The 1136-nt window shown below is 34.9% G+C and carries 2 protein-coding genes; both read left to right on the top strand.

The window, feature by feature from the left end; genetic code table 11:
• Window positions 1–709 (top strand): proline reductase cluster protein PrdD (gene prdD, locus ACUSRV_RS17035; RefSeq protein ID WP_490143134.1); only part of this gene is annotated, 709 nt, incomplete at its 5' end.
• Window positions 710–721: 12 nt separating this feature from the next.
• Window positions 722–1136, top strand: a 415-nt coding sequence (locus tag ACUSRV_RS17030; protein ID WP_490143133.1) for a glycine/sarcosine/betaine reductase component B subunit, incomplete at its 3' end; no start/stop codon positions are given.

The following is a 1136-nucleotide window of genomic DNA, read 5'->3' as shown; positions in this document are numbered from 1 at the left end:
AGTAGAATTCGGTGAAGAAAATAACGTTTTTCTAGATGGTAAACTTATTGTTTGCAAAGATATGTTAAAAGATCTAATAGAATCAGAACCTTTAATAAAAGATATAAACATTCAAATAATAAAACCAGGAGAACATGATAGATTTACAAACACGATGATGGACATTATTCCAATCTCAACTAAAGTTTTAGGTAAAATTGGAGAAGGAATAACTCATACTTTAACTGGTGTTTATGTAATGCTTACTGGTGTAGACGTAAATGGAATACAAACTGCTGAATTTGGTTCTTCTGAAGGGAATTTAAAAGAACAATTATTCTTAAATAGACCAGGTACTCCTGGAGACAACGACTATATAATTTCATTTGATGTAACTTTAGCTGAGGGTCAAGGACAAGTTAGACCAGGACCTACTGCTGCTCATAGAGTTTGCGATAAATTCTGCAATGAGTTTAGAGCTAAGTTAAAAAAATTAAATGGTCACAAATTTACTGAGCGTCATGAGTTTTATGACAAAGTAAGACCAGGTAAGAAAAAAGTAGTTATTATAAAACAAGTAGCAGGTCAAGGTGCTATGTACGATACGGGGCTTTTCTCTCACGAGCCAAGTGCTATGGAGGGTGGAAGAAGTATTATCGATATGGGTAATGTACCTATGATTGTAACACCAAATGAATATAGAGACGGCGCTCTTCGCTGTATGTGCTAAGGAGGTAAAATTATGGGAATAGGACCATCTACTAAAGAAACTACTCTACATCACTTTAGAGATCCTCTACTTGATGTAGTAAGTAACGATGAAGATATAGATTTATTAGGAATTATAGTTGTGGGAACTCCACAAGATAATGAAGATAAAAATTTTGTTGGAACAAGAGCTGCTTCTTGGGCTGAGGCTATGAGAGCAGATGGAGCAATACTTTCATGTGATGGTTGGGGAAACTCTCACGTGGACTTTGCCAATACTGTTGAACAAGTAGCAACTAGAGGAATTCCTGTTGTAGGGCTTACTTTTGTTGGAACTGTTGCTCAGTTTGTTGTTGTAAATGAATATATGGATACAATAGTTGATATGAATAAAAATCCCGAAGGAATTGAAAGTGAAATAGTTGATGAAAATGAAGTAACTGAATTAG

The sequence above is a fragment of the Sporacetigenium sp. TC11 genome, assembly GCF_058146105.1.
Note: the sequence above shows the minus strand (reverse complement) of the source record. Positions and strands in the feature narration are given on the sequence as shown.